A 3,165-nucleotide genomic window follows, 5' to 3' on the forward strand; every position below is an offset into this window, starting at 1 on the left:
CGCACGTAGCCTTCGGGGTGTGGGAAGAACTGCAGGACATCGTCTACGTATTGGAAGCCGTCGAGGTACAGGGTTCTTTCGGTTTGGCCTACCTGTGTCACGTTGGCTACGGTCTTCTGGATCTTCTGGCCCAGTGCGTTGTAGAGGTAGCTTATCGTCCAGTTCTGGGTGCCTTGCTTTATCGGGATCTTGACGGGCAGGTTGAGGTGGTTGTAGGTAATGCCTTTGATCTGTTTGTTCTCGTCCTTGGTCATGTTCCCGAAGGAATCGTATTGGTAATCGTCGTCTGTATCGTCCGTTCCGTCGGAGTCATCCAGGAATCCGGATGGGTCGTTGGTCTCGTCGGTGACCTTGGCCAGGCGGTTGGATTGGTCTTCGTAGAAATATTTGAGGTGGTCGATCTGGATGGACGGGGTTACGTCGCTGTCCCCGTTGCGCCAGAGTTCGGCTATGTTGCCGTTCTTGTCGTATAGGAGGGATTCGTCGTAGTAGCTTTGATTTGGGCGCCTCCCTGTGGGCCGGGCTGTCCGCTGTATCTTTTTTTCGTACCTCAAAAAAGGATGCCGCTGCCATCCCTGGCGCGTGCATGTTCCCGGAATCTTTCTGTTTTCAAAGAACTTATTTTTCAAAAGAAGCCTTTCTTCTTTTGTCTTGAAACAAAAGAAGCAAAAATTCAGCGGCCCCACAAAATCGGCTAAAAATTATGGCAAAAATCTAAAAGAAAAGAACTCGCTGTGCTCAAACACCTTTTCTTTCTTAACGCTTTTCACCATAATTTTTTTAACGCCGATTTTATGAGGGCCGACGCGAAGAACCTGTTGGTAAATTGAACCCTTTCGATTCGCGTAGAGAAAATCGGGTAAAAGACTCTCGGGTAACAAGGGGCTTTGATTTTTTCAATGACCTGATTCGATACAGTATCCATACGGACTGCAAATCCGCGCCATCATGATCTTGTTTACAGATGTGTTGTTTACAAAATTTTGTAAACAGGGAATGAGGAAACAATTTAGAAATTGGTTACGATTTGCAGAAAATGAAGGGTGCATTCGATGCATTGATTCTAAATTCGGCTGCCTGATAGCTATATAAAACAGTCACGCGCCGGTTTGGCGCGTGATGCGTTTTAGATTCAATCCTTCGGCTTATGCATGTGAGGGTTTAAATCTGGATGTTTCGGTTGGTTTGGCGGTGTAACTCGTCTTCTTTCATCAGGAATGTAATTCGTTTTATCAGGACTAAAAGAAAAGACAGCCGTGAAGCTGTCTTTGTTTTTGTTGTTGAAAGTGTTGAAGGGCTTATTTATAGGGTTTTGTGAATGGGAATTTTCGAATGACCTACTGTGATACAATACTACTCCCAGACAGTGTCGTATTTATAAAAATGAATTCGAATAAGCTATGGACAAAATTTTCCTTAATAATTCTAATTTATTATTTGAAGGATTTTTAGACTTTTGAATCTCACCATTTAGCAAATACCCAATTATTACATTTTTATCTTTTTTTACAAGAATTAGATAAAAAGTTGAAGCAGCAATATCATTACACTGCTCATAAAAAAAAATGTCTTTATTATTTTGAACTTTTTCTGAAAGAAAGTTGTTTTCAGCTTTGGATAACAATATGTTTTTGTCAGACTCATGTTTAGATAGCCTTAACCAACCGTTATCACTTTTTTGAATAGTTGTAAAATCTCCTAATTCCATTCCAGGTAAAAACTTTACTAATAGTATGCCTGTTTCAATATTTTGATTGAATTTCCCAAGTTCTTCTTGAAATAAAGCAGTATTATCAAATTTTAAAAACAATTTCTCAAACTCTGATAAAGTCTTAATTTCTACTGATTGACAAGACAATGTTTTTTTTGTATCGGTTTGACTATTACAAGAGAGTGTGACAATAAAAATTAAGGAAAATATCTTTTTCATCTTTTAGTTATTGGAAGTTTATATATACCATTTAAATATCCCGAAGGAGTATATGGATTGTTTTGTAAAAGTTGATACGCATTTTTTTCAAATGTAAATATCATTGGAGGACTTTGACCAAGATAGATAGCTTTTGTTGAAGGATATTTTGAACGTAGGCTCATATTTTGAGTTCCACTATTAATTAATTCGGCGCGAACCATATTTTCGATGTGAGATGCGAAGCGCTCCCTGCTTTCGACTGTTGCATTTCGATTGTCAACATCGGCCTGGGTGGCGGTGTTTACGTCAAGACCGCTTAATTCTGATTCTAAACCGTTCAGTTTTGCCCAACCATGTCCACCCTCATGCCCAACTATTGCTTGGATATTTGCTTCCTGACTTGAAATACCATCTAAATATTTATCCGTTCCGTCACCAACACCTATCTTTATGGTCATTTCTCCACTTTCATTCATTGTAGTAGCCCCTCCGTTGGTTTTTTGTGCAAGTATTGTATGAGTTTTGGAATCGTCATCCAAATCTTGATAAATACTGGATGCAGTTGCAGAGTTTTTCAATGTTTCTCTATATTGCTTTTTTAATTCTCTTCGAGCAGCTCTATATTCTCCGCGAGTTTTAAATTGTTTACTTAACTCTTCATCATTTTGAACGTCGCTCCAAGTTCCCCACCTAATTCTCATTCCATCGGGGTCAACAAAGAGTACAGGATTATCAACCGCATAAGCGTAAGGTGAAAACCTATCATACTTCTCCGCCAGAGGGTCAATATTCATCCACCTCCCAATCGCAGGGTCGTAATTCCTCGCTCCATAATCATACAAGTTAAGCCCCAGCTCGTCCTGCCACTCCTTCCCATTGTATTTATAAAGATACGGATTCTCCTCACCAAAAGGCGTCGGCTTGATCATGAGCTGTTCTTCTTCCCTGGCAAAATCCTTTTTACCGGAACTGTAGTTGCTGTGCTTTAGCCCGAAAGGGTAATAGTGGTCTTCGTTCAGGATCTTGGTTTCCCCGTCGACGAAGTCGTAGGCGTAGTTCATCCTTATGTTCCCTAAGTGGTCTTTGTACTGATACACGTAGCTGAAATCATATTCGGATTGGCCTTCCCCGTGGTTTTCCTTCGGGGTGGCGCGCACGTAGCCTTCGGGGTGGGGGAAGAACTGCAGGACATCGTCTACGTATTGGAAGCCGTCGAGGTACAGGGTTCTTTCGGTTTGGCCTACCTGTGTCAC

At 41.1% G+C, this 3,165-nt stretch carries 2 protein-coding genes and 1 pseudogene; all 3 read right to left on the minus strand.

From position 1 onward, the window contains the following. A pseudogene (locus G6047_RS00365) lies at positions 1 to 686 on the minus strand (hypothetical protein); the annotation flags it as partial. A gap of 689 nt (positions 687 to 1,375) precedes the next feature. Continuing rightward, positions 1,376 to 1,930: a hypothetical protein gene (locus G6047_RS00370; RefSeq protein WP_169525335.1), complete on the minus strand. Its 555-nt coding sequence runs from the start codon at positions 1,928 to 1,930 to the stop codon at positions 1,376 to 1,378. Then, a partial coding sequence (locus tag G6047_RS00375) for an RHS repeat-associated core domain-containing protein (protein WP_169525337.1) occupies positions 1,927 to 3,165 on the minus strand: 1,239 nt, incomplete at its 5' end. The genes G6047_RS00375 and G6047_RS00370, both read right to left, overlap by 4 nt.

Source organism: Flavobacterium silvaticum (assembly GCF_012911565.1).
GTDB lineage: Bacteria > Bacteroidota > Bacteroidia > Flavobacteriales > Flavobacteriaceae > Flavobacterium > Flavobacterium silvaticum.

Bases quoted from the DNA above. Each gene is read 5' to 3' on its own strand.
- G6047_RS00370 (WP_169525335.1), bottom strand. From the start codon at position 1,930: ATGAAAAAGATATTTTCCTTAATTTTTATTGTCACACTCTCTTGTAAT.